The 5,705-nt window shown below is 70.9% G+C and carries 4 protein-coding genes; all 4 read left to right on the top strand.

The window, feature by feature from the left end; all coding sequences use genetic code 11:
• A partial coding sequence (locus AC27VN_RS30775; protein ID WP_490879011.1) for a thiamine pyrophosphate-dependent enzyme occupies positions 1-1,149 on the top strand: 1,149 nt, incomplete at its 5' end.
• A gap of 130 nt (positions 1,150-1,279) precedes the next feature.
• Positions 1,280-4,825, top strand: a complete 3,546-nt coding sequence (locus tag AC27VN_RS30770; protein WP_490879010.1) for an indolepyruvate ferredoxin oxidoreductase family protein — start codon at positions 1,280-1,282, stop codon at positions 4,823-4,825.
• A 73-nt stretch (positions 4,826-4,898) separates the two neighbouring features.
• Complete coding sequence (locus AC27VN_RS30765; RefSeq protein WP_490879009.1) at positions 4,899-5,477, top strand: TetR/AcrR family transcriptional regulator; 579 nt, start codon at positions 4,899-4,901, stop codon at positions 5,475-5,477.
• Between the two features lie 83 nt (positions 5,478-5,560).
• A partial coding sequence (locus tag AC27VN_RS30760) for an SDR family NAD(P)-dependent oxidoreductase (protein ID WP_490879012.1) occupies positions 5,561-5,705 on the top strand: 145 nt, incomplete at its 3' end.

The following is a 5,705-nucleotide window of genomic DNA, read 5'->3' as shown; positions in this document are numbered from 1 at the left end:
CAGCGCGCGGCCGACCTGATCTCGACCGCGCGCCGGCCGGTGCTCTATGGCGGCGGCGGGCTCATCAATGCCGGTCCCGCGGCCTGCGAGGCCTTCACGCAGCTGGTGCGGCGGCTGCATGCGCCGTGCACGCTCACGCTGATGGGGCTGGGCGCGTTCCCGGCCTCGGACCCGGCCTTCCTCGGCATGCTCGGCATGCACGGCACGCTCGAGGCCAACCTCGCGATGCACGAGGCCGACCTCGTGGTCTGCGTGGGCGCGCGCTTCGACGACCGCGTGACCGGCAAGCTCGACCGCTTCTGCCCGCACGCACGCAAGATCCACATCGACATCGACCCGAGCAGCATCAACAAGGTGGTGCAGGTCGACGTGCCGATGGTGGGCGACTGCGCGGCCGTGCTCGAGGCGCTGCTCGCGCTGCTGCCCGAGCGTTTCGAGGCCGCGCGGCTCGCGCCCTGGTGGCAGCGCATCGAAGGCTGGCGCGCCGAGGACTGCCTGGGCTTCGCGCCGCGCACCGACGCGATCCTGCCGCAACGCCTCATGGCCTCGCTGCAGCAGGCGATCGCCGACACGGGGCGCGACACCATCGTCTCGACCGACGTGGGCCAGCACCAGATGTGGGCCGCGCAGTACCTGCGCTTCGACCGGCCGCGCCGCTGGCTCACCTCGGGCGGCGCCGGCACCATGGGCTACGGCCTGCCGGCCGCGATCGGCGCGCAGGTGGCGCATCCCGAGGCGCTGGCCGTCTGCGTGAGCGGCGACGCCTCGGTGCTGATGAACATCCAGGAGCTCTCGACCGCGGTGCAGCACCGCGCGGCGATCAAGCTGGTGCTGTGCAACAACGGCTACATGGGCATGGTGCGCCAGTGGCAGGAGCTCAACCACGGAAACCGCCTGAGCCACAGCTGGAACGAGGCGCTGCCCGATTTCGTGGCGCTGGCCAAGGCCTTCGGCTGGGGCGCGCGGCGCGTGAGCGATCCGGCCGAGCTGCCCGCGGCGCTGGCCGAATGCCTGGCGAGCGAGGGGCCGTTCTTCCTCGACGTGCAGGTGGCGGCGCAGGAGAACTGCTTTCCAATGATGCCGGCCGGCGCGGCGCACAACGAGGTGATGCTGGCCAAGGACCGCTGGTACCAGCCGAAGGAGGCCTGAGCCCACGATCCTCCGCGCTGCGCTATCTTCCCCAGCGCGCGCCGCTTACCCGCGGCGCGTGTTCCGCCCGCAGGCCGCTTACCGGTGGCCGAACGGGCATCTCTCGCGACTCTTACCGAAGCCTTCTCTCATGTCCCACGATCTCGCCAGCGTCTCGCTGGACGACAAGTACACCTCCACGTCCGGCCGCGTCTACCTGAGCGGCATCCAGGCGCTGGTACGCCTCATGCTCGTGCAGCGATGGCGCGACCAGGCCAACGGCCTTAATACCGCGGGCTTCGTCTCCGGCTACCGCGGCTCGCCGCTCGGCGGGCTCGACGAGGCGCTGTGGAAGGCGCAGCCGCACCTCGATGCCAACCATGTCAAGTTCCTGCCCGGCGTGAACGAGGAACTGGCGGCCACCGCCGTCTGGGGCACGCAGCAGGTGCACCTGACCGGCGAGAGCGCGGTCGATGGCGTGTTCGCCATGTGGTACGGCAAGGCGCCCGGCGTGGACCGCTGTGGCGACGTCTTCAAGCACATGAGCCACGCGGGCACCTCGCCCGATGGCGGCGTGCTGCTGGTGGCGGGCGACGACCACGGCGCCTATTCGTCGACCCTGCCGAACCAGAGCGACCACCTGTTCGCGGCCTCGATGATCCCGATGCTCTATCCGCAGAGCGTGGAGGAGTACATCGAGCTGGGCCTGCACGGCTTCGCGATGTCGCGCTTCGCGGGGCTGCCCGTGGGCTTCAAGGCGCTGGCCGACACGGTGGAATCTTCGGGCTCGATCCCGGCCGACGCGCAGAACGTGCGCACCCTGCTGCCCGAGGACTTCGTGCCGCCCGCGGGCGGCATGCATGCGCGGCTGTCGACCGACACGCTCGGCGTGCAGGCGCGCAAGCAGGAGGCGCTGATGCAGGACGCGAAGATCTACGCGGCCATCGCCTATGCGCGCGCCAACCGGCTCAACCGCGTGACCATCGACGCGCCCTCGGCGCGGCTGGGCATCGTGGCCTCGGGCAAGTCGTACCGCGACGCGCTGGAGGCGCTCGAGGAGCTGGGTATCGACGCGGCCGAGGCGGCGCGCATCGGCATCCGCGTGTTCAAGGTGGCGATGCCCTGGCCGCTGGAGCCCGACTCGATCCGCGAGTTCGCCGACGGGCTCGACGAGATCCTGGTGATCGAGGAGAAGCGCCAGATCGTCGAGTACCAGCTCAAGGAGCATCTCTACAACTGGCGCGAGGACGTGCGCCCGCGCGTGATCGGCAAGTTCGACGAGCGCGGCGAATGGGGCGCCCATCCGCGCGGCCAGTGGCTGCTGCCGGCCACGGCCGACTTCTCGGTGGCGCAGATCGCGCGCGTGATCGCGGCGCGGGTGGCGCGCTTCCACACCAGCGACATGATCCGCACGCGGCTGGCGATCCTCGACGCCAAGGACGTGGTGCTCGGCAAGGCCGTGGCCACGCCGGCGCGGCCGGCCTGGTACTGCTCGGGCTGCCCGCACAACACCTCGACCAAGGTGCCCGAGGGCAGCCTGGCGCTGGCCGGCATCGGCTGCCACGTGATGGCGACCGCGATCTATCCCGAGCACAACCGCACGACCACCCACATGGGCGGCGAGGGCGCGCCCTGGCTCGGCCAGGCCTGGTTCTCGAAGCGCAACCACGTGTTCGCCAACCTCGGCGACGGCACCTACTACCACTCGGGCTCGATGGCGATCCGCGCCGCCGTGGCCGCGGGTGTGAACATCACCTACAAGATCCTCTACAACGACGCGGTGGCGATGACCGGCGGCCAGCCCGTCGACGGACCGGTGAGCGTGCCGCGCATCGCGCACCAGGTGGCGGCCGAGGGCGTGCGCCGCATCGCGCTGGTGGCCGAGGACCCGACGCGCTGGCGCGACCGCTCGCCGCTGCCGGCCGATGGCGGCGGCTTCGTCCTCACCATCCACCACCGCGACGAGATGGACGCGGTGCAGCGCGCGCTGCGCGACTACGAGGGCGTGTCGGTGCTGATCTACGACCAGGTCTGCGCGGCCGAGAAGCGCCGGCGCCGCAAGAAGGGCGAGTTCCCGCAGGCCTCGCACCGCGTGTTCATCAACGAGGCCGTGTGCGAGGGCTGCGGCGACTGCGGCGAGCAGTCGAACTGCACCTCGCTGCTGCCGCAGCCCACGCCCCATGGCCTGAAGCGCCGCGTGGACCAGAGCGCGTGCAATGCCGACTACTCGTGCGTCAAGGGCTTCTGCCCGAGCTTCGTGAGCGTGGAAGGCGTGAAGCCGCGGCGCATCAAGCCGGTGGCCGCGCGCGGCGCCGAGGCCGACGCGGCGCTGCCCGAGCCGCCCGTGCATGCGATCGAGGGCATGCACAACATCCTGATCACCGGCATCGGCGGCACCGGCGTCATCACCATCGGCGCGCTGATCGGCATGGCCGCGCACCTCGAGGGCCAGGCCGCGAGCGTGCTCGACATGACGGGCATGTCGCAGAAGAACGGCTCGGTGACCTCGCACGTGCGGCTGGCGCGCGACGCGGCGCAGCTCAAGGCGCAGCGCATTCCCACCGGCGAGGCCGACCTGGTGCTGGGTTGCGACATGCTGACCGCGGGCGCGCCCGACGCCATCGCCAAGATGCGCCCGGGCCGCAGCTATGCGCTGGTGAACACCTTCGAACAGCCGACCGGCCATTTCGCGCAGGACCCCGACTGGACCTTCCCGGTCGGCCAAGTGCGCGCGCTGATCGAGGAATCGGTGGCCGGCAAGGCCGACTTCATCGATGCCACCGGCCTCGCGACCCGGCTCATGGGCGACGCCATCGCGGCCAACCTGTTCCTTTTGGGCTTCGCGTTCCAGAAGGGCTATGTGCCGCTGAGTTCGGCCGCGCTGCTGCGCGCGATCGAGATCAACGGGGTGGCCGTGAAGGCCAACCAGCAGGCCTTCCACTGGGGCCGGCGCGCCGCGCTCGACCTCGCGGCCGTGGCGCGCGAGGCCTCGCCCGCGCAGCCGGTGGCGCTGCAGCTGCCGCAGGGGCTCGACGCCTTGCTCGCGGACCGCACGGCCTTCCTCACGGCCTACCAGGACGCGGCCTATGCGCGGCGCTTCTCGGACTTCGTGGCGCGGGTGCGCGGCGTGGAGCAGGCCCGCGGCCGCGGTGATCGCTTCACGCGCGCAGTGGCGGCCAACCTGTTCAAGCTGATGGCCTACAAGGACGAGTACGAGGTCGCGCGCCTCTATACCGACGGCGACTTCATGAAGAAGCTGCAGCAGGAATTCGAGGGCACGCCCAAGCTGCGCTTCCACCTCGCGCCGCCGATCCTCGGGCAGCGCGATGCGCAGGGCCGGCCGGTCAAGCGCGCCTTCGGGCCATGGATGCTGCAGGGCTTCCGCGTGCTCGCCGCGCTGCGCCGGCTGCGCGGCACGGCCTTCGATCCCTTCGGCCGCACCGAGGAACGCAGGACCGAGCGCCGCCTGATCGAGGAGTACCGCGCGGGCATCGAGGACATCCTCGCGCGCTGGGACGAGGTCGATGCCGAGACGGCGCTGGCGCTCGCGAAGCTGCCCGAGCAGATCCGCGGCTACGGACATGTGAAGGAGGCGAGCATCGCTGCCGCGCAAGTGAGGCGCGATGCGCTGCGCGCGCGGCTCGTGGCGCCGCGCGCCGAGGCGGGCACGGTGGCGCGCGAGGCGGTGCCGGCCTGAGGAGGAAGGGCGGGGCGATTCCGGAATCACCTGTTATGGACAGGTCGATCCGGAATCGCTAGACTCACCCGCCATGGCCCGACCCAAAGCCTTCGACCGCAACGCCGCCCTGCAGGGCGCGATCGCCGTGTTCTGCGACCACGGCTACGACGGCACCTCGACCGAGATGCTGCTCGCCGCCATGGGCATCAGCCGCCAGAGCATGTACGACACCTTCGGCGACAAGCGCAGGCTCTATCTCGAGGCGCTGCAGCAGTACGCCGTGGGCCATGTGTCGCAGCACATCCGCGCGTTGCATGGCGGTGCCTCGCCGCGCGCGGGGCTAGCGGCCATGCTCGACGGCATGGCGACCCATTTCGGCGCGCAGGGGCAGCCGGGCTGCATGGGCATCGGCGCGGTCTGCGAGTTCGGCCGCGGCGATGCCGAGGTGAGCCTGCTGACCGACACCGCGGGCCGCATGCTGCAGTCGGCCATCGAGGGCCGCATCGGCGAGGCGCAGGCCGCGGGCGAGATCGATTCCGCGCTCGCGCCGCGCGCGGCCGCGCAGTTCCTGATGGCCACGCTGTCGGGGCTCAAGCTCTCGGGACGCGGCGGCGCTTCGGTCGAGGACCTGCGCGACATCGCGCGCATGGCGATGCGCGGCCTGCGTTGAATGCGTGTGCGCGCGCCCGGTTTCGGGTGCGCTTTTTTTTGCTCTATTCTGGATCGATCGATCCGTTAAAAAAGGAAGTCGACATGACGAAATCTCTCTCCGGCAAGGCCGCCCTCGTAATGGGCGGCTCGCGCGGCATCGGTGCGGCCATCGTGCGGCGGCTCGCGAACGATGGCGCGGCCGTGGCCTTCACCTATGCGTCGTCGGATGCGGCGGCGCAGGCGCTCG

Source organism: Variovorax sp. 20P10.2.4 (assembly GCF_058244205.1).
The sequence above is the reverse complement of the archived record's forward strand: the minus strand, read 5'-3'. Positions and strand labels throughout refer to the sequence as shown.

Coding starts and splice junctions, on each gene's coding strand:
- AC27VN_RS30770 (WP_490879010.1), top strand. CDS start 1,280: ATGTCCCACGATCTCGCCAGCGTCTCGCTGGACGACAAGTACACCTCC.
- AC27VN_RS30765 (WP_490879009.1), top strand. CDS start 4,899: ATGGCCCGACCCAAAGCCTTCGACCGCAACGCCGCCCTGCAGGGCGCG.